Source organism: Psychrobacter sp. PSP, from assembly GCF_024085615.1.
Lineage (GTDB): Bacteria > Pseudomonadota > Gammaproteobacteria > Pseudomonadales > Moraxellaceae > Psychrobacter > Psychrobacter pacificensis.
On record NZ_JABLTF010000020.1, the window covers coordinates 239233 to 258404 of the forward strand.

The 19172-nt window shown below is 44.5% G+C and carries 17 protein-coding genes; 12 read left to right on the top strand and 5 right to left on the bottom strand.

Annotated elements, in window-relative coordinates; translation table 11 throughout:
- The first annotated feature begins 9 nt into the window (after positions 1-9).
- Both glyS and HL061_RS10910 read left to right on the top strand, forming a co-directional pair.
- Positions 10-2103: a glycine--tRNA ligase subunit beta gene (gene glyS / locus HL061_RS10905; protein ID WP_071003027.1), complete on the top strand. Its 2094-nt coding sequence runs from the start codon at positions 10-12 to the stop codon at positions 2101-2103.
- A 249-nt stretch (positions 2104-2352) separates the two neighbouring features.
- Positions 2353-2649, top strand: a complete 297-nt coding sequence (locus HL061_RS10910; RefSeq protein ID WP_071003028.1) for a hypothetical protein — start codon at positions 2353-2355, stop codon at positions 2647-2649.
- A 146-nt stretch (positions 2650-2795) separates the two neighbouring features.
- Here HL061_RS10910 and HL061_RS10915 read toward each other — a convergent pair whose 3' ends face one another.
- Together HL061_RS10915 and HL061_RS10920 are read right to left on the bottom strand one after the other, a co-directional pair.
- Entirely contained in the window at positions 2796-3248 is a 453-nt protein-coding gene (locus HL061_RS10915) for a cell division protein ZapA (RefSeq protein ID WP_071003029.1), read from the bottom strand.
- 107 nt (positions 3249-3355) lie between these two features.
- Positions 3356-3733 carry a hypothetical protein gene (locus tag HL061_RS10920; protein ID WP_252962824.1) on the bottom strand — a complete coding sequence of 126 codons (378 nt, stop codon included), beginning with the start codon at positions 3731-3733 and terminating at the stop codon, positions 3356-3358.
- A 212-nt stretch (positions 3734-3945) separates the two neighbouring features.
- Here HL061_RS10920 and HL061_RS10925 point away from each other — a divergent pair, with 212 nt between their 5' ends.
- The 5 genes from HL061_RS10925 to HL061_RS10945 all read left to right on the top strand — a co-directional run bounded on the left by HL061_RS10925 (position 3946) and on the right by HL061_RS10945 (position 9270).
- Complete coding sequence (locus HL061_RS10925) at positions 3946-4599, top strand: UPF0149 family protein (RefSeq protein ID WP_071003031.1); 654 nt, start codon at positions 3946-3948, stop codon at positions 4597-4599.
- 91 nt (positions 4600-4690) lie between these two features.
- Complete coding sequence (gene argE, locus HL061_RS10930; protein WP_252962825.1) at positions 4691-5929, top strand: acetylornithine deacetylase; 1239 nt, start codon at positions 4691-4693, stop codon at positions 5927-5929.
- A gap of 154 nt (positions 5930-6083) precedes the next feature.
- Positions 6084-6812 (top strand): LysE family translocator, encoded by a 729-nt coding sequence (locus HL061_RS10935; RefSeq protein ID WP_093069383.1) that lies wholly within the window; start codon positions 6084-6086, stop codon positions 6810-6812.
- 874 nt (positions 6813-7686) lie between these two features.
- Positions 7687-8901, top strand: a complete 1215-nt coding sequence (locus tag HL061_RS10940) for an RtcB family protein (RefSeq protein ID WP_093069386.1) — start codon at positions 7687-7689, stop codon at positions 8899-8901.
- Between the two features lie 132 nt (positions 8902-9033).
- On the top strand, positions 9034-9270 hold the full coding sequence (locus HL061_RS10945) for a hypothetical protein (RefSeq protein WP_167669384.1): 237 nt from the start codon (positions 9034-9036) through the stop codon (positions 9268-9270).
- 101 nt (positions 9271-9371) lie between these two features.
- Here HL061_RS10945 and miaB read toward each other — a convergent pair whose 3' ends face one another.
- Positions 9372-10865, bottom strand: coding sequence for a tRNA (N6-isopentenyl adenosine(37)-C2)-methylthiotransferase MiaB (miaB, locus tag HL061_RS10950; RefSeq protein WP_093069388.1), 1494 nt, complete (start codon positions 10863-10865; stop codon positions 9372-9374).
- A gap of 347 nt (positions 10866-11212) precedes the next feature.
- On the opposite strand from miaB, the gene HL061_RS10955 reads away from it, so the two are divergent.
- From HL061_RS10955 to HL061_RS10970, 4 genes are all read left to right on the top strand, one after another.
- Positions 11213-13348, top strand: coding sequence for a lytic transglycosylase domain-containing protein (locus HL061_RS10955; RefSeq protein WP_252962826.1), 2136 nt, complete (start codon positions 11213-11215; stop codon positions 13346-13348).
- Positions 13349-13812: 464 nt separating this feature from the next.
- Positions 13813-14454: a hypothetical protein gene (locus tag HL061_RS10960; RefSeq protein ID WP_252962827.1), complete on the top strand. Its 642-nt coding sequence runs from the start codon at positions 13813-13815 to the stop codon at positions 14452-14454.
- 396 nt (positions 14455-14850) lie between these two features.
- A complete protein-coding gene (locus HL061_RS10965) occupies positions 14851-15840 on the top strand; it encodes a malate dehydrogenase (RefSeq protein WP_178379285.1) in 990 nt (329 codons plus the stop codon).
- A 287-nt stretch (positions 15841-16127) separates the two neighbouring features.
- Positions 16128-16367 carry a DUF2789 domain-containing protein gene (locus HL061_RS10970; protein WP_212564207.1) on the top strand — a complete coding sequence of 80 codons (240 nt, stop codon included), beginning with the start codon at positions 16128-16130 and terminating at the stop codon, positions 16365-16367.
- Positions 16368-16553: 186 nt separating this feature from the next.
- Here HL061_RS10970 and ribF read toward each other — a convergent pair whose 3' ends face one another.
- Positions 16554-17621, bottom strand: a complete 1068-nt coding sequence (gene ribF, locus HL061_RS10975) for a riboflavin biosynthesis protein RibF (RefSeq protein WP_093069396.1) — start codon at positions 17619-17621, stop codon at positions 16554-16556.
- 245 nt (positions 17622-17866) lie between these two features.
- On the opposite strand from ribF, the gene HL061_RS10980 reads away from it, so the two are divergent.
- Positions 17867-18478, top strand: coding sequence for a GNAT family N-acetyltransferase (locus tag HL061_RS10980; protein WP_212564208.1), 612 nt, complete (start codon positions 17867-17869; stop codon positions 18476-18478).
- A gap of 11 nt (positions 18479-18489) precedes the next feature.
- Here the strand turns inward: HL061_RS10980 and HL061_RS10985 are convergent, their stop codons facing one another.
- Complete coding sequence (locus tag HL061_RS10985; RefSeq protein ID WP_223333468.1) at positions 18490-19104, bottom strand: hypothetical protein; 615 nt, start codon at positions 19102-19104, stop codon at positions 18490-18492.
- Between the last annotated feature and the right edge of the window lie 68 nt (positions 19105-19172).

The following is a 19172-nucleotide window of genomic DNA, read 5'->3' on the forward strand; positions in this document are numbered from 1 at the left end:
GAGCATCCCATGAGTACTATTCTATTTGAACTGGGGTGTGAAGAGCTACCTCCAAAAAGCCTAAAACCATTGCGTGATGCGCTGCAAACTAGTGTCACTGAGCAATTATCTGCAGCTGAGATCACCTTTGATAGCATCAAAGCCTTTGCCACACCGCGCCGTTTGGCGATTCAAATTGAAGGCATTAGCGATAAGCAGCCTGACCGCACTGAGCAAAAACGCGGACCAGCTATCAAAGCGGCATTTGATAGCGATGGCAATCCAACCCGCGCGGCGATAGGTTTTGCTAAAGGCTTAGGTATCGAAGCGAGCGAGCTTACGACCATTAACACCGATAAAGGTGACTATGTCGGCTTTGAGCAAACGATCAGTGGTCAAGCGACTACCGAGCTACTGCCAGCTATTTTTCAAACAGCGTTAGATAGCCTACCGATTGCCAAACGTATGCGCTCAGGTGCCAGTCGCAACGAGTTTGTTCGTCCCGTCCAGTGGGTAGTATTGATGCAGGATGACACTGTTATCGATGCCACTATCCAAGGGCATGAGACAGGCTCGCAAACTCGTGGGCACCGTTTCCACAGCCCTGACTACCATGATATTGCTCATGCCAATGACTATGAGCAACTGTTAGATGGTTTAAAAGTCGTGGCAGATTTTGATAAGCGCCAAATGCTGATCAAAAACCAAGTCAAAGCATTGGCAGATGAAGTTAATTCTGATGCTATCGTACCGCAGGATTTGTTGGACGAAGTTACCGCATTGGTTGATTTCCCCATTGCGCTACGAGCAAGCTTTGAAGCACGCTTTTTACAAGTGCCACAAGAAGCGCTTATCTCGACCATGCAAGCGGATCAAAAGTATTTTTGCTTGACGGATAAAACGGGCAAATTGCAGCCGTACTTTATCTTTATCACCAATATTGAGTCTAAAGACCCCAATCAGATTATTGAAGGTAATGAAAAAGTGGTGCGTCCACGTTTGGCTGATGCCGAGTTTTTCTTCTTACAAGATCAAAAGCAGCCGTTATTTGCACTCACAGAGAGCCTAAAAACTCGTGTATTCCAAGACAAATTGGGTACGATTTGGGAGAAGTCTGAGCGTATTGCTAAGCTTGCCGCGTTTATTGCTACCCTAATGCAGCAGCAAGGCCACGATATCAACGTCGATGACACTGTACGTGCGGGTATTTTATCCAAAGCAGATTTGGCCAGCTCGCTTGTCGGTGAGTATCCTGAATTGCAAGGTATCGCGGGCACGTATTATGCACGTTTGAATGAGGAACCTGAGGCAGTTGCAGCAAGCTTGGAAGAGCAATACCTGCCCAAGTTCAGTGGTGATGTATTACCGCAAACACCAGTTGGTATTTGCTTAGCGTTGGCTGATCGCCTAGATACGCTCGTTGGTATCTTTGCGATTGACCAAGCACCGACGGGTTCAAAAGACCCGTTTAGCCTACGTCGTTCTGCCATTGGTATTTTGCGCATTTTGATTGAAAAGCAGTTACCTATTAATCTGGTAGCGCTCGTTGAGCAAGCGATTAAAGGCTATAGCGATGCTGAAGGTACCAAGATTGCCAAAATGGGTGACACCTTTACCCAAGTGATGGCGTTCTTAAACTCGCGCTATCGTGCGATGTATACCGAGCAGGGTGTCAGCGTCGATACGATTCAGGCCGTACAAGCGATTAACCCGCATATGCCGCTTGATTTTGATCAGCGTATTCGCGCCGTACAAGCATTTAGCGAGCTGTCACAAGCGTCAATGCTCGCGGATTCAAACAAACGTGTTGCCAATATATTGGCCAAGTCAGAAGTCGATGTTGCTGATACGGTCGATGAAGCGCTACTATCTGAGACTGCTGAGCAAAATTTATATGCAAATGTGCAGCAAGCACAGACAGTGGTACAGCCATTGCTTGAGCAAGCGGACTATACGCAAGTATTGCAAACGCTGGCGAGCTTAGATGAGCCGTTGACGCAGTTCTTTGATAATGTGATGGTCAACAGCGACGATGCAGCGCTCAAAAATAACCGCTTAGCCTTGCTCAAGCAGGTACGCGCCTTGTTCTTGTCTGTGGCTGATATCAGCGAGCTACAGCTATAACTGCTAGCCTTTAATCTTAGGTTTTGATACAAAAACTGGCTCACTGTGGCCAGTTTTTTGTTGCTATAGCACTTGGCTATTCGTCAGTGCTATGAATGACAACCCAGCATCATCGACAATTAACCGTAAAGGCATTGTGCCATTACCATTATTGACGGTAAAATTTAGGCATTCGAGCGTCTTGGATCATGGTAAGTGTCATCACTCTTGTTATTCATTACGTTTATTTGTCGTTGAAGGAGCGCTGCCGTGTTTGCCGTTATTATTGTCATTCTTATTATCTGGGCTTCCATGTGGGCTTTTTACAAGTTTATGTACCCACGTCCACCCAAAAGCATGATGCCAAAAGAGGGTGATGTCACCACACCGCGTCAGTGCAATTTTTGTGGTAACAGTTTGGCGGAATATCGCGGTGTCCTTGAAACTAAGCCTAGCTTAGCGACAACCAGGGATGGTAATACTGAATCAGCCCAAGAATTATTCTTTTGCAATTATGAGCATCAGGCAGACTTTCACGCAGGCAAGACTTACAAACCTTATGCGTAAGCAGGTAGATAAAAACGATTGACCATAAAAAAGCGCTTAGCTTTAGTAGGCTAAGCGCTAATAGATTTGATGCTTTTTCATCATATCGCACACTATTAGATCATGCATGTTTTGAACGATCTGTCTGCTGAGACAACACCGCACTATTACAAAATAGAGTGGGCGTCTTTCATGATTTTATTTAGCAATGCCTGTGATTGCTTATCTTTTTGCAAGCGGTCTTCATCACTTCTTTGGTTGGCATGGATTTTTTCGTATAAATTCAAGCAGCACAGCACCAGTATGCTTTCTTGACTGAGGCTTGGTGCATCTCGCTTTAGATCAAGCGCATAGTTATTGATATAAGAGACCGCCGATAGTAGCTCTTCTTGCTCATGAACGGGACAAAAAATTGGATAAGTCACGCCAGCAATCGCGATATCGACTTTTTTGATCTGGGGCTCAGCCGCTTTGCCATTGGCTTGAGACGATGTGCTGGATGTGCTCGCCCCCGATTGAGTGGATTTTTGTACGGCTACGTCTTTATTCGGTACTTGAGTATTTTGTGATGGGTTATTTTTTGGCTGTTTTTCTATAGCGTTGCTTTGGTTGTCGGTCATGATACATCCTACAATGTCTGGTCAGTGGAATGAGTGATATCAGGTTTTACAAATAGCGTTGGGCGGTTTAATAAGTAGCATATTTTGCTATCTATTACAGGAATGCGTTAGCTTTCTGCTTGATCGATGCGGGTTAAGCGTTGCAAGACGACTTGCGTACGCTCTGCTGCCAACTGATTCTTCTTTTGCAACTCGCTATTTTGTTGTTGTAATTGGCTGATTTGTTTTTGTAGTTTGTCTTGTTCTTCACCAATCATATGGTGCGCTTCAGCAAGGCTTTGATAGCGCTTGTCGAGGTCATTTAATTGTTTTTTTGCGCCATCACGCTCGCTGTGGCTGGCATCAAGCTTGTTTTTTAGAGCAGAGACTTCTTTTGCATCGCTAACAGGGTGTTGTTTTAGGCTGCTAAGTTCAGCACTGACAAGCTGATACTGTTTTTTGATGTCGAGTACCATTTTTTCTAATATTCTAAGTTGATCATACATAGTCAGTTTTTATCCTTAACAAGTAAGCGTGAATGAATTTTGTTCGCTGCATTTAATAATGCCATAGGTGACCGCATAATATCTATATCAACAAAGTAATTACAAGTACGAGGCTTTGTCTTTTTACTTTTATCTATCGATGATTTGTCCCAGACATTTTGTCGTGACTATTTTTATTTTTTGAACAGTAATCAACTACTAGGACCTCTATTATGAATGATAATATCTCTGGCTGGAATACTTGGCTGACTGCGTTTGATGATTGGACGGACGTGTCTATCAGTGAGGTGCACGGCCTGATGACAGGGCTGATGACGGCGTGTAACGCGCCTGATGAGGCCACATGGGCAAAGGTGTTTGAAGAGCTGAGCTTTGCACCGCTACCAGAGGCGGCATTGACGTTGCTGACAGAAGAAGCAGAAGACACGGTGTTTCAGTTAAAAGATAAAGATGATGCCTACGCTTATATGCCGCTGATCCCTGATGATGAACATGATTTATACGAGCGCGTGATGGCATTGAAACAGTGGTCAAACGGCTTTATGACGGGTTTTGGTATTACTGATTGTAATTTGAGTAGCGAAGAGAATGAGATGCTCTCAGATTTGGCTAAAATTGGTGGCATTCGGTTAGAAGAAGAAGAGGATTTTGAGGGGGGAGAGGAGTCTTATCTTTATATCTACGAGTTTGCTCGTATGGTGCCTGTGAGTTTTGCGACGCGTAAGCGCAAGCCTGTAAAAGACATCGCCCTGATTGCTGGACTATCTATCAATGCCAAAACCACCAAAGAGCTACAAGCAGAAGGCAAGTTGCCAAAACCGATGCCACCCGTGCTTGACGTGATGAATCAGAATAATCCATCATAAGACAAATCTGATACCTCATAGTTTTTAAGAAATGGCTTTTAAGAAATGACTTTTAAGACATAATTCTTAAAAATCATAATAGGGATATTTTATGATCCAAGATACTAATGACAATGCTAGCAATGACCAACAGTTAAACCCTGCTACGCATCCGAGTAATAGCCTTGATTGGCTGTCTAGGCTTATCGCTTTCGATACGGTCAGTCGACACTCCAATCTAGCATTGATTCATGATGTGAGAGCGTATTGTGAGCAGCTTGGTCTGACGGTAGATTTGACCTTTAACGAGGCAAAGACCAAGGCCAACTTGTTTGTGACCGTACCCGCTGGCGAAAACGCTGACCAAATTAATAACGGTTTGGTGCTCTCAGGTCATACTGATGTCGTGCCTGTCGATGGTCAAGACTGGACATCAGAGCCGTTCACCGCGACGATACGTGGTGACAAGCTATACGGACGCGGTGCGTGCGATATGAAGGGTTTTATCGCGTGTGCGCTGACAATATTGCCACAAGCTGTACAGCTATCTAATAGCGGTCAGCTGCGTCGCCCATTGCACCTCGCGCTGTCGTTCGATGAAGAGGTGGGCTGTTTGGGTGCGCCATTGATTTTGGCGGATTTAAAAGCGCGCGGTATCACCCCTGATTATTGCATCGTCGGTGAGCCAACCAATATGGCGATGGTGGTTGCGCATAAAGGTATTGCGGTGTATCGTTGCCGTGTCCATGGTAAATCGGCGCATTCTTCATTGATTGGACAAGGGGTCAATGCGATCAGCTATGCAAGCAAATTGGTGGGCTATGTCGACACGCTTGCTGAAGAACTGAGCACTCGTGATGACAATGATGCATTGTTTACTGTGCCTTATTCGACATTGTCAGTAGGGACTATACACGGCGGTACAGCCACCAATATCGTGCCCAATCTGTGTGAGTTCACTTTTGACTATCGCAACCTGCCGCACATGACCCAAGACGATATACTAGCGCCTATTCAAGCAAAAGTTGCTGAGTTAAATGCGCAAATGCAAGCGCGTGCGCCTGAGACGGGTATCGAGCTGATGCAGGAAGAGAGTGTTCCTGCCATGACGGATAATAACAGCGCTGAGCTACAATCATTAATAGCAGCTCTGACAGGGGATGATGAGCGTCATAAAGTCGCTTACGCAACGGAAGGTGGTCAGTTTACCAATGCAGGCATCCCTACGATCATCTGTGGCCCTGGTAGTATTGAGCAGGCACACAAAGCGGATGAATATGTAGAACTGATCGAAATCGAACGTTGTGACGGCTTTTTGCAAAAACTATTAGACAGTTGTACTGCCAAGTAGCTTATAGAGGTGTCGATACGCTATAAAAGTGGCAAACATATGTATATAATGTGAGAAGTATCAATAATACCGCCTGAATGGCGGTATTTCTTTTTTTGGCGATGTGGCTGTTCGTATAAGAAGCATTTATATATAACAAAGTAGGGGTTAGCTGATGTCTTGGCATCTGTTTGCAGTATTTTTCGCAAGTACGTTTTTGATTTCCGCAACACCAGGTCCCAACATGTTGTTGGCATTCCAGTATGGCATGAACTATGGTGTGAAGCGCACATTATGGACGCTGGCAGGTTTGAGCCTTGGGCTATTTATCTTGCTGCTATCGACTTTGCTTGGGCTGGATGTGATCAGTCGCCAGTCGCCATGGCTGCTCACAATTATCAAAGCCGTGGGCGCGGCATACTTGGTATATTTGGGCATCAGCTCATGGCGTGATGCGGGTGATGGTAGCTTGATGAGCGATGCCAAGGAGTTAAGTGCTGAGGTTGAGGCCGACTATGGGGCTTTTGAAGGTCAAGCTATTACACCGCAGCCGCGCTCGCTGTCGAGTGCTGCGGTCAAGACAAGTCCGAGCAATCTCACTTTATTCCGTACAGGGGTTTGGGTATCTTTATCTAATCCAAAAGCGATATTATTTTTCGCAGCGTTCTTTCCTAAGTTTATTAATTTTAGTGTGCCACTATGGCCGCAATATATCTTATTGACCATTGGGCTATTCATGAGCGAAACCATTTGGCAGATTGTCTATACGCTAGGCGGAAAAAAGCTGGCAAGTTGGCTCGATGTTGGTAATCGTTTAGCATGGCTTAATCGTGGTTGCGGCATTATCTTTATCATCATTGCAGCGGCTTTGTTTGCTGAAGTAATTAATAGTTTTATGCTATAAAAAGTTATTAGTTATTATTTGAAATAATCACTTTATTAAATGAATCGCTATAGTATTGCGTTTTTTGTTATTCAAAAATTAATAGTTGACAATATTTTTTAAATCGTTATTATTATCTCACTGATTTATAGTCTTGCTATAAATGCTTTTAATAAACTTGCTATTGTCGCCCTGACATTAGCCACAACCTATGGAGGAATCATCGTGTCCTATATAACTGTTAAGACGTTTTTAAAGATTGAATGTATGAAAAGCATGACAACAATGAAGACTTCGAAAAGGTTTGGCTAAATTTATATATAGCTATTGAGTGATATTCTATCTATTCATATCAATGAATAGCCTCCTATAGTCAATCAATATTAAAAGTGGTACAAGGCAGACGAGTGCAAGTACTACAGTAGCAGGCTAAACGAGTCTAACGCTGTAACACTTTAATAGTGGTTCGACTATATATGTACTCGCTCCATCCTTCCTCTAAATCTACTTTGTTAAAATAGCGATGCGATAGTGCTAAGTAGTTTTGTGCTTGCTGTTATCTGTTTATCCAACATTCTGCTGTATCTTTATTACCAAAAAATCATTCACGCTAACACTTAGCAATTGTCTACCTGCGCGCATAATATTTACGCCCTTATTTTTGGTATGAAAGATTCTTCTTTAAAACGTCCATAATAAAGCAGCCATGAATTTTTATTGATTTTTAATTAATAAAAATACGGATTTTTATTGCCTATAATTTCTTAGATAATAATTTTTTTTCTTATTAAACCATTATGTTTAATTGAGAAAGATAAGTAATGTCTAAAAAATATAAATAAGCGAATTGAAAAAAATGCATGGCTTTAAGAATAAAAAAACGGAAAATTAAATAATGAGCATTCAATTAACGTTAAATAAAAGTGGCAAACATGGCGTGCCTGTCAAGATTTACACCTCTGATATCGAGCAAGGCGCGATGCAGCAGCTACGCAACTTGGCTCAGCTAGAGTTTGTACATTCGCACATTGCGGTTATGCCTGATGTACACGTTGGCAAAGGCGCGACCGTTGGCAGCGTGATTCCGACCAAGTCTGCCATCATTCCTGCGGCGGTCGGCGTAGATATCGGCTGCGGTATGAACGCCGTGCGCTTATCCCTAACCGCAAGTGATCTGCCTGATAGCTTAAAAGCGCTGCGCTTGGTGGTCGAGCAGCAAGTGCCGGTGGGTTTTAATATGCACAAGCAAATCCAAGCAAAAAGCTCCACGCTTGATCCGCTCGGCAAACGCCTAAAACCGATTACCGATAAGCACCCAGGCTTACTCAAAATGCTTAAAGGTTTTGAGCGTACGTGGGCCAAACAGCTGGGCACACTTGGCGGTGGCAATCATTTCATCGAGCTGTGCTTGGATGAAAACCAAGATGTCTGGGTGATGCTGCATTCTGGTAGTCGCGGTATTGGTAATTGTATCGGGCGCTATTTTATCAATCTGGCCAAAAAAGAGCGTCAATCACGCTTTGGTCATGTGCCTGATCGTGATTTGTCTTACTTTGCCGAAGGGTCTGACAGCTTTGCCGATTATGTTGAGGCAGTTGGTTGGGCGCAGGATTACGCGCTAGAGAATCGCCGCGAGATGATGCGTTTGGTGATTAAGGCGCTGCAATCGCCGCAAGCAGGATTGCCACGATTTGCCCTGACCAAAGAAGCCATCAATTGCCATCACAACTATGTCAATGAAGAGGTGCATTTCGGCGAGCAGGTTTACGTGACGCGTAAAGGCGCAATCAGTGCTTATGCCGGTGAGCTTGGCATTATCCCCGGCTCGATGGGTACAAAATCCTTTATCGTCCGTGGTCTGGGTGCGACAGAGTCGTTTTGTTCTTGCTCACATGGGGCAGGGCGACAGATGAGCCGTGGTAAAGCGATACGCGCGTTCACCATTGATGATCTAAAAGCGCAAACCGATGGTGTTGAATGTCGTAAAGACAAAGGCGTTATCGATGAAATCCCTGGCGCATATAAAGACATTGATGAAGTGATGGCCAATCAAAAAGACTTGGTTGAAGTGGTGCATACGCTGAAGCAGGTCATGTGTATTAAGGGCTAATACCAAACCTGCAAATCCTCTTAGCGTCGTCAAACTTGCTTAATGTACTGGATATACAATTTGCGCTCGTTTTCCTCGCTAAGATGATTTTCGGCGTTGGTATCTAAAAAGGATTAAAGAATAGGTAACTATATGAGCTTAAAACAAACGTTAAAAAAGGCTAAACAAATTGAGAGACAGTTAGACAAGCAGACTGAATCAGGTGCACAGCACTCGCTAGGCGCAGTGAAACCGCGTAATTATTTGGCGCTTGATCCCCTGTTAAGAAAAGGCGGTATTCATGAAAAAGAAGATATCGATATTGTCCGCAAGAAACGTCGCCGTGAGACCAAGCAGCAGCTACGGAAGACAGATTGGTTATCAGAATAGTGATGGTTAACATTCACCCGCAAAAAAGCCGTTCGCTATTATAGTGAACGGCTTTTTTATTCTTATTCAAACTTATAATTTAACCATTGTTACCTTAACCACTATGCTAATACTTCGATTAGCTCGCCTTTCACCATATGCGGGCTGACAAAATCGGTGACACGTACGCTGACAATTTTACCAAGCAGCTCATCACTGCGCTCAGGATCGTAAGGGAACATCACCGTACGGGTGTTGTCCGCTGTACCGATTAGGCAATCTGGATGGCGATTCGCGACTTGTTCAACCAAGACGCGAGTCGTTGTACCGACCATCTCATGCGTTTTGGCCAATGTCGAGTCAACGATCACTTTTTGGAACTCAGCCAAACGCGCTTTTTTGGTGGTGAAGCTGACATCATCTGGTAACTCAGCAGCTGGCGTGCCCGGACGCTTGGAGTAGATAAAGCTGTACGAGTGATCGAAGTTCAATTCTTTTGCTAAGTTTAGCGTGTCTTGGAAATCCTCATCAGTCTCACCAGGAAAGCCAATGATAAAGTCGCTCGACAAGTGAATGTCTGGGCGGATGGCTTTGAGCTTATTGATCTGATCGATATACACATCGATGGTATGGTTGCGTTTCATCGCCGCCAAAATCGCGTTTGAGCCACTTTGTACAGGTAGATGCAGATGCGATACCAGCTCTGGCAATTGTGCATAAGCGTCAATGATATCATCGGTAAACTCAAGCGGATGGCTGGTGGTATAACGAATACGTTCCACACCATCGACGTGCGAGACATAATGCAGCAGCTCAGCGAAACGGCAAATACTGCCATCGTCTTTTTCGCCGCGATAGCCGTTGACGTTTTGACCAAGTAGGTTGATTTCGCGGATACCTTGCGCGGCAAGGCTATCAATCTCGGCCAGCACATCGTCAAGTGGACGCGACAATTCTTCACCGCGTGTATAAGGAACGACGCAGAATGAGCAATATTTTGAGCAGCCTTCCATGATTGAGACAAAGGCTTTGTAGCCTTCTACTCTTGGCTCAGGCAAAAAGTCAAACTTTTCAATACTGGGGAAGGATACGTCAATCGTACCGATACGGTTTTTAGGCGCGATATCACGCTGCTCATGTGATTGGTCATACAGCTCAGGCAGACGGTGCAAGGTTTGCGGGCCAAACACCATATCCACATAAGGTGCGCGTTTTTGGATATTGTCGCCTTCTTGTGAGGCCACGCAGCCGCCAACGCCAATCACGAGATCAGGACGTTTTTCTTTGAGTTTGCGCCAGCGCCCAAGCTCTGAAAACACCTTTTCTTGCGCTTTTTCGCGGATAGAGCAGGTATTCATCAACAGCACGTCGGCTTCATCAATGTTGTGCGTCACTTGCATGCCGTGCGAGTCACCGAGCACATCGAGCATTTTGTCTGAATCATAGACATTCATCTGACAGCCTTGGGTGGTGATGAATACCTTCTTGGTTGCGGCTTTTTCGACGGGCGCTTGGGCTGAACTTTGCTCCTTGAGTGCAGTGACAGCACGTGCGGTGACAGTCGTCTCAGCAGCAGCATCGTCATCGATGCGGGGATTGAATACAGTAACACTCATAAGGGGAAGTCCATGATTGACCAAAAATATAACGAAGTAGCCGATTAACAGGTGGCGTATTTTATCACAACCCTGTACTAATGTGAAAAATTAGCATAGGCGATGGGTTGTCAATATGATAAATAATTCATAGCAGTATCAATTATTTACTGTGATTAATATTACCATTTATAAAAACTGAGGCTCGTTATCATTTCTATGTTACACCGTGCTCTCCTATTTATTAACAAAAGGTAAAGGAGATAGTTGAAAGCACAATGAGTATAGTATGATGATTGCGATACCCTTGGCGGTACTTAGCGAACCGTTATTCAAATATTTGTAGAGACATCATAAAGAGAGTCAGTATGACAAAGTTGCGTGTTGCTCATAGCATCAAGGATGAAGAATTTACCAGTCAAAAGCAGACGTCGAAACGACTCACAGTAGGCTCGTTGTGGATAAGCGCATTGAGTGTGGCAACCGCTATAAGCGCGCTTGGTATGTCACAAGTAGCTTGTGCAGAGTTGACGTGGGGCGATGAGGAAAGCTACCAACAAGAGAGCAATTATCAGCAAGACCGTAGTATTGACTCATTTATGGCAGCGGCTATCGCAGCGGATCGCGGCGATGTGGGTGCGCTCTATAATTATGAGCAAATCATGAGCGGCGGTCTATTTGCCATGTATCCAACCTATTGGCGGATGAATTTAGATCTCAATTCACAAAGTTCAGCGGCCGTATCACAGTTTGTGCGTCAGTATCCAGATACGGTCATGGCTGAGAAGTTGGTGGCTGATTTTGCGGAGAGCAAAGCGGGGTCGAATGACTACGCCTCTGTCAGACAAGTGGCAAATCTGATTACCAATGCTGATGCCAGTGAGCGCTGCGCTATCGCCCTTGGGTTCAATAATGGCGGTGATACCATGCGCGCCATGGCAGCCAAATCTGATGTTTGGCTAACCACCAAAAAGCAGCCTGCCTTGTGTGAGCAGCTAGCGATGGAGATGAATAACAACGCGCTCATTAGCAATCAGGATCGCGCTGCTCGTCTCAAGCGGATGCTGCGTGTCGGTAAGACAGGCGACATCATGGCATTATCATCGCGCTTAGGGACACCGATTGCCTATTCGGCGCTTAGTGAAATTCAGCTCAATCCCTCGTCGTTTTTTAGCCGCTTTGGCCGCGAGCCCGCCAGTCAAACCAATCAATACCTATACCTATATGCTATTGGCCGTGTCGCAGATAAATCCTATCGAGAAGCGGCCCTGCAATTAGACTTTGATATCAAGCAAGACAATCAGCGCGCTATAAAGTTATTGAATGACGAAACGCGTCGTTACGCCTATCGTACGCTTGGCGTTAAGCGCATGAACCACAATACCGATGACGGTTTTAATGCTGAAGCAGTAGACTGGTTCCGCCATAGTTTAGATGATGACTTTAACTTTGAAGAAGCTGAAGACTATGCCATGGCGGCAATCCGCTTTGGCCGCTGGGATGATGTGGTTGAAGCTATTTCAAAAATGGATGGTGAAATTCAAAAGGATGAACAGTGGCAATACTGGCTGGCTCGTGCTTATGAGCAATCAAGCAATAGCAGTAAGCGCAATACCGCCAAAAAAATGTATCAAAACCTAGCGAAAAATAATGACTACTATGGCTTGATGGCAAAAGACAGGATCGGTCAGCGCTTTGATGCCAGCCGCTTAGGTGGTAGCAATTTGCCTAATGTCAGTACCGCTGACCGCGCGCGCGTGATGCAAGACGCTAACTTTGCTCGTGCATTTGCCTTATATAACTCTGATGCTAGCCGCGCGTATGCCAACCGCGAGTGGAACTGGGCTGTGAAGCAAGCACGCGATAACCGTGATGACAATCTCATTATCGCGGCGGCGCGTCAAGCGTATGACCGTCAAGCGTATGACATGGGCTGGCTCGATCGGGCGATTTATGCCGTCGATAATACCGATAGAGTCAATAGCTTGGCACTTTCGCACCCTATGCCACACCAAGAGTCAGTGGTGCGTTATAGTCAATCAGCAGGCATTGATCCAGCGTGGGCTTATGGCATCATGCGTCAAGAGAGCCGTTTTGTGTCTTCTGCGCGCTCAAATGTAGGCGCCAGTGGGTTGATGCAAATCATGCCTGATACGGCAAAATATATCGCGCGTAACTTAGGTGAGACTTATAGTGCGAGCCGTGCCAATAGTGGCGATACCAACATTCGTTATGGTACTTGGTATATGGGTGACATTTTGAGTAAACTGAACTACCAGCCAGTACTGGCAACCGCAGGGTACAATGCTGGACCTAATAATGCCAAACGCTGGCAACCAACCTATGGCGCAATCGCCGCAGATCAATATGTCGAATCGATTGCCTTTCCTGAAACGCGTAACTATGTCAAACACGTGATGGAAAACGCTACTATCTATAGCAGTCTGCTGGGTCGTGGTCAGCCAATCAGTCAACGTATGGGTACAGTACCTGGTGCTTTTTAATCAGTGAATTCGTCTTTAATAGACCACTAGCTTTTATAGTTAATGGTCTATTTTTTATGGACTAAATGACAGCAAGTCTTAGTACTTTATACAATAAACACTGAACTTAATTTTGCAATTGTTGACGAGCACGACAACGTTTACGTTTTTGCTATAGATTAAAAAAGACATTTTGTTACCATTGCTTTAATTGACGTTTATGTTCTTCAGTCTTGTTCTTAGATCGCTATGTGTTTAATGCTGTTAGCACAATGATTTAAGTGATAGCCCATGTTTTATCATTGCTAATTGCTCCCAGCCCTATGATCAAAAAATACTTCAAACTGCCTGTATTATCGAAAACTCGGCAACCGTTACTGATTCAGGTGCCCCGGTCATCTAATACGAAAGCAGAAACAAGCTCAAAATTTAAGACATCCAGTTTCTTGGTGCAGTTCCGTGGAAGTTTGAAAAATAGGCATCATATGGGTAAAGTTAATAAAACGACGAGTTTTGGTGCTTTGTTAATCATACAAGGTCTTATGCTTACGCCAGCATATGCGGCGAGCACGGTCAAAGCTGGCCAGCGCGTATTGATGGTCGAGATGACCCCCGCGCTATGTAGCATACAGCCGACAAGAGCCCGCATGCGTCAATGTCTAGAAGGCTATTCGTTAACAGTTTCAGGCTTAGACATGGGCTACGGCGAACGCTGTGGTCGTGGTAGCGAGCCACGTTTGACACCACTACAACTAAAGGTTGTCAATCGCATCATGCCTGATACGACAGTACGTAGCCAAACGTGGCAGCGCTATGGTGCTTGTAGCCCACTGAGTGCCAGTCGCTACTTCCGACAAATCACTAACTACGCTGGTGAACTAAAGCTTCCTAACGAGCTGAATACGGGCAACAGTTATACAGTCTCTAAATCTCGATTTATTAGTCAAATGACGCGCCTAAATAGTGGTATGTCATCAAATAGTGTCGATCTCATTTGCCAAGAAGGCAGTCGTCGTCAATCGATACTGACGGATATCCATGTGTGCTATGAGGGTAGCAGTTTTGGCACTTGTCACAATGTTGTAGATAACTGCGGCAGCCAATTCATCATTTCAGGTGGTAGATAGCTTTTATTTAACTATTTTTTAGATAGTCTACCGTTCTTTTTCTACATCCTTTTCGGTACTGTTTTTAATAAAATCTGAGTAAACTTGTCCGTATTACATTGTCATTTTTATGCTCTTATTTACTCATCTCATAGCGGTAAAACATACTATGGACCGTATCTAAAAATTATACAGCCCTTTATTTATAGGCTCTGAGCTTATAGATATTCTTTTCGTATAAAATGTAACAATATAGTCCCTAATGGGGCTATGACTGTATCTAGACGGTCGCTGTGATGAAGTGCTACACTAGCTCTCGGTTTAGCGCTGCCTTTGTGCAGCAAACAAGTCGATATCTAAAAAGATAATCATCTATTACAATCATAAATGATCTAATCATCAATTAGGGAGTATTCAATGTCAATGAAACAGCCTTTACGTGTTGCCGTCACTGGTGCCGCCGGTAATATCAGCTACGCGATGCTATTTCGTATTGCATCTGGCGAGATGCTAGGTAAAGATCAGCCAGTTATTTTGCAATTGCTTGAAATCACACCAGCGCTTGATGCCCTAAAGGGTGTGGTCATGGAACTAGAAGACTGCGCATTCCCATTGCTTGCTGGTATTGTCCAAACTGATGATGCAAATGTGGCATTCAAAGATGCTGACTACGCGTTACTCGTCGGTGCCCGTCCACGTGGTCCAGGTATGGAGCGTAAGGACTTACTAGAAGCCAACGCTGCGATTTTCTCAGCACAAGGCAAAGCATTAAACGAAGTCGCTAGCCGTGATGTAAAAGTATTGGTCGTCGGTAACCCTGCCAACACCAACGCGCTAATCGCTCAGCGTAACGCACCAGACCTAGATCCACGTAACTTTACTGCCATGACTCGCCTAGATCATAACCGTGCGATGGCACAGCTGGCCGAAAAAACTGACAGCACTGTCAATGACATCAAAAACATGACCATCTGGGGCAACCATTCATCGACCCAGTATCCAGACCTAACGGCTGCGACTGTCAATGGCAAACCAGCGCTAGAGTTGGTTGATCGTGATTGGTACGAAAACACGTATATCCCAGAAGTACAGCAGCGCGGCGCGGCCATCATTAAAGCTCGCGGTGCCTCATCTGCAGCTTCTGCTGCCAACGCTGCTATCGCCCATATGCGCACGTGGGCACTCGGTACTGACGAGAACGACTGGGTCTCTATGGGTGTTTACTCAAATGGGGAATATGGTATCGCTGAAGGCCTTATCTACTCATTCCCATGCACATGCAAAAACGGCGACTGGTCTATCGTAGACGGCGTTGATGTGTCATCAGAATTCTCAAAAGAGAAAATGGCCGCCACTGAGCAAGAGCTGAGCGAAGAGCGTGATGCAGTAGCACACCTACTACCATAAGCTAAGCAGTTATATAGCTGTCTTAACTTAAGTAATGAGTGAAAAAGAAAAGCCCTCTTAATATAGGAGGGCTTTTTTATGTCTATAAGTTTTTTTATCCAAAAGATATGATGAAATAAAAAGTAATCTATCGCATCTTTTGAAATGGCAATATCTGTTTGCTGCCTATACAATTGATAACGTTAGATAAACGTTGATTAACAGCTATTAGCACAAAGCTTGCTACAATAAATGGGTTAATTTAAATAATAAGCACAATTTCCACTACACCATTTAAGGAGAAAAGTATGTTGGGTGAGCCAGAATATAATATGAATGAGCTATTTGCTCAGTTAGGTCTAGATAGCTCTGATGAAGCAATTGATAAGTTTATCGCAGACAACCAGTTATCAAGTGAAGAGAAATTGATAGAAGCTGATTTCTGGACCGATAGCCAGCGTATGTTCTTGCAAGAAGAATGGCAAAACGATGCAGCATGGGTAGAGACGATTGATGAGTTAAATGTACGAATGCATCCTGATGCCTAAAAGCTGATATAAAAAACCTAATATAGTGAACCGACCCCCATAAGTTGGACACAACTTATGGGGTATTTTTATACGTTACGATCTAGACTTTAAGCTTCAAGTCATCGCATACTATCGTCAAGGACATACCGGAATCGCAACAGCAAAAAAGTTTGGACTTGATAAAATGTAAGATACGTCTGACTGTTAAACTTGGTTATCACGCCATTCTAGTAGGTCAGTGACATCTTGATGAATACCGGCTTTCAAGGCGTCCAAACCATCGTAGCGACGCTCACCATGCAAAAAGTGCAAGAAGCGCACTTCTAGATTCAATCCGTACAAATCTGCTTTTAGTTTGGGAAAGTGTACTTCCAATCGCCAGTCATCACCTTTATCAACAGAGGGTCTTTTGCCAATGTTAGCGGTACCGAACAAACTATGTGGACGCAAACCTGCGACGCCTATATTGTTATCAGTAGCCAGCTTTATTAAACCATCAGGTATGACCTCTCCATTCTCATCTAAGCTGACGACATCAACGGCAAAAATACCGTGCAAAGCGGGTTTTATTCGCTGCAAATCAATATTGGCAGTAGGAAAGTCCATAGTGCGACCAATTTGATCGCCACGGACGACCGACCCCGTAATGGCGTAGTCGCGGTCCAGCAGTATGTTGGCAGCGTGAATATCACCTGCCAATAGCAAGTCACGGATGCGAGTAGAGCTAATACGTGCAGCTTCATTATTGACATCATTCAAGTGGTCGTTGTCAATATTGCTATCAGTGATGGTATGTAGGTTAGTCACATCCAAACCATAATCGCGCAAAAACTGACTATCGCCAGTACGATCATGACCGAAGCGGAAGTCGTCACCTAGTACCAGCGCTTTTACATTTAAGCGCTTGGCTAATATATCGGCAAAGGCTTGTGCTGATAATGAGCGAAAGTCCTCATCAAAACCTGCCACCACTAAGGTTTTAACCCCATGTTGTGCTAGGAGTGCCTGCTTTTCTGCTAGATTGGTCAAACGCGCAGGGGCTTTAGCTGGCTCAAAAAACTCACGTGGTTGTGGCTCAAATATCATGACCGCAGCGTCCAAGTTTTGGGTATGCGCAATATCACGAACTTGTGCCAGCATTGCCTGATGACCAAGGTGTACGCCATCAAAATTGCCAATAGTGAGCACACAAGGCGCTAACTCTACTGGGTCATTAGTAGTAGACGCGGCATTTGATGATGCAATCAGTTGCTCAAGAAAATAGGTTTTCATAAGTTTTCAGCTATGATGAGACCAGATAAAAAACGAAAAAACACATCTATGGTCAAAATTGATGTGTCGAAAATTAGCCATTATAAAGTAAAATAGCCACACTAACATCCTATAGTCTACGGATAATGCAAGTATGAATGACGCTCTATGAATTTCATGGTTTGTACATACGTCTATTATCAGTATGACGATTTTTTACTATCATCATGAATACCAATAATAATGCCAATTAATATGGAGACTCTATGTCCGATGTTGCCTTAGATGTCATAGCAACTGCCCCGTTGACACATCAGCTGACCCAGCAGTTTATGGTACAACGTGCCAGTAAAGAAGACTTGGCAGAAGTCTTGGCGATTTATAACCAAAGTATTCCTGGCAAACAAGCAACGGCAAATTTGGCATTAGTAACGCTCGAAGAACGTACAGCTTGGTTCGATGAGCATTTAGATAGTCCAACGAGGCCTATTTATGTAGTCAAAGCATTACTAGAAGGTGATGCCGATAGACAGAGTACAAAACTACCAATTGTTGCATGGGGCAGTTTCAGTGATTTATATGCGCGTACCGCTTATCATATCAGCACTGAAATCAGCATCTATCTGAACCAAGATTATCAGAGTAAAGGGTTGGGCAGTCTGTTGACACGCTGGATGTTGACGCAAGCGCCCAGTTTAGGAATCAGAAATATCGTTGCCCTTATCTTTGCCCACAATCAGCCAAGTTTGGGACTGTTCCGTAAACTTGGCTTTGAGCAGTGGGGATATATGCCAGAAGTTTGCGATATGGACGGGTTTATCGCTGATGTCGTGATGCTTGGTAAAGCCGTGGCATCGGACAACGTTGCAGATAATTAGAGCAAAATGCCTTAACCCAAGATTTTCCATTGACCATCTATTTTCTGTAGTTGATAGGTTAATGGTGCAGGGTCGCTTTGTCCTTTGAGCATCAACTCGCCAGTGATGGTGGCGCGCGTTTTGTCATCATTGTACGTTGTGTCAGTAATCGTCACGCCATCGACCGTTTGTTGAAACGCCGATTGAGTGTTGGCAAGCTCTTGCTCAAAGTTTGCCATATCTACTTGATAGTAGCCTACTGCATCCTTCACATCACCATAATACAAGCTATTTAGTGCTTTTTTGACCGTGTCCTCTGGTGTACCCGCTTCGGTCGGATTGGTCACTAGGCTTTTTTGGTTAATCGGAGCAGTGACTGGATCGATATTGTCATTATCAACGGTCGTTTTGTTCTCAGTATCATCTGTGACTTGAGTCGTTTCACTTGTGCTATCTGCTGTCTCTTTTTGCTCAGCTGTGTCTTCTTCTGAAGTATCAACGACAGCTGCAACCTCTTCATTGTTGGTAGCAGTTTCAGTGTCTGCAGACTCATTGTTGCTGCAACCGCTCAGCAGTAGTCCAGTACCGAGTACACCTGTTGCAAGGAGAAGCGGTAAGCGCTGGAAGAGTGGCTGTTTCGTTGTCATATCGAACCTCAAATGTCAGTTATTCATTAATAGGTCATTATGACAACGATTGGTGGCAAGCATTGTCA

Excerpts from the sequence above, each read along its gene's own strand:
- HL061_RS10960 (WP_252962827.1), top strand. The coding sequence starts at position 13,813 with ATGGGTAAAGTTAATAAAACGACGAGTTTTGGTGCTTTGTTAATCATA.
- HL061_RS10970 (WP_212564207.1), top strand. The coding sequence starts at position 16,128 with ATGTTGGGTGAGCCAGAATATAATATGAATGAGCTATTTGCTCAGTTA.
- HL061_RS10965 (WP_178379285.1), top strand. The coding sequence starts at position 14,851 with ATGTCAATGAAACAGCCTTTACGTGTTGCCGTCACTGGTGCCGCCGGT.
- HL061_RS10920 (WP_252962824.1), bottom strand. The coding sequence starts at position 3,733 with ATGTATGATCAACTTAGAATATTAGAAAAAATGGTACTCGACATCAAA.
- HL061_RS10955 (WP_252962826.1), top strand. The coding sequence starts at position 11,213 with ATGACAAAGTTGCGTGTTGCTCATAGCATCAAGGATGAAGAATTTACC.
- HL061_RS10925 (WP_071003031.1), top strand. The coding sequence starts at position 3,946 with ATGAATGATAATATCTCTGGCTGGAATACTTGGCTGACTGCGTTTGAT.
- miaB (WP_093069388.1), bottom strand. The coding sequence starts at position 10,865 with ATGAGTGTTACTGTATTCAATCCCCGCATCGATGACGATGCTGCTGCT.
- HL061_RS10985 (WP_223333468.1), bottom strand. The coding sequence starts at position 19,104 with ATGACAACGAAACAGCCACTCTTCCAGCGCTTACCGCTTCTCCTTGCA.
- HL061_RS10940 (WP_093069386.1), top strand. The coding sequence starts at position 7,687 with ATGAGCATTCAATTAACGTTAAATAAAAGTGGCAAACATGGCGTGCCT.
- HL061_RS10935 (WP_093069383.1), top strand. The coding sequence starts at position 6,084 with ATGTCTTGGCATCTGTTTGCAGTATTTTTCGCAAGTACGTTTTTGATT.
- argE (WP_252962825.1), top strand. The coding sequence starts at position 4,691 with ATGATCCAAGATACTAATGACAATGCTAGCAATGACCAACAGTTAAAC.
- HL061_RS10980 (WP_212564208.1), top strand. The coding sequence starts at position 17,867 with ATGTCCGATGTTGCCTTAGATGTCATAGCAACTGCCCCGTTGACACAT.
- glyS (WP_071003027.1), top strand. The coding sequence starts at position 10 with ATGAGTACTATTCTATTTGAACTGGGGTGTGAAGAGCTACCTCCAAAA.
- HL061_RS10915 (WP_071003029.1), bottom strand. The coding sequence starts at position 3,248 with ATGACCGACAACCAAAGCAACGCTATAGAAAAACAGCCAAAAAATAAC.
- ribF (WP_093069396.1), bottom strand. The coding sequence starts at position 17,621 with ATGAAAACCTATTTTCTTGAGCAACTGATTGCATCATCAAATGCCGCG.
- HL061_RS10945 (WP_167669384.1), top strand. The coding sequence starts at position 9,034 with ATGAGCTTAAAACAAACGTTAAAAAAGGCTAAACAAATTGAGAGACAG.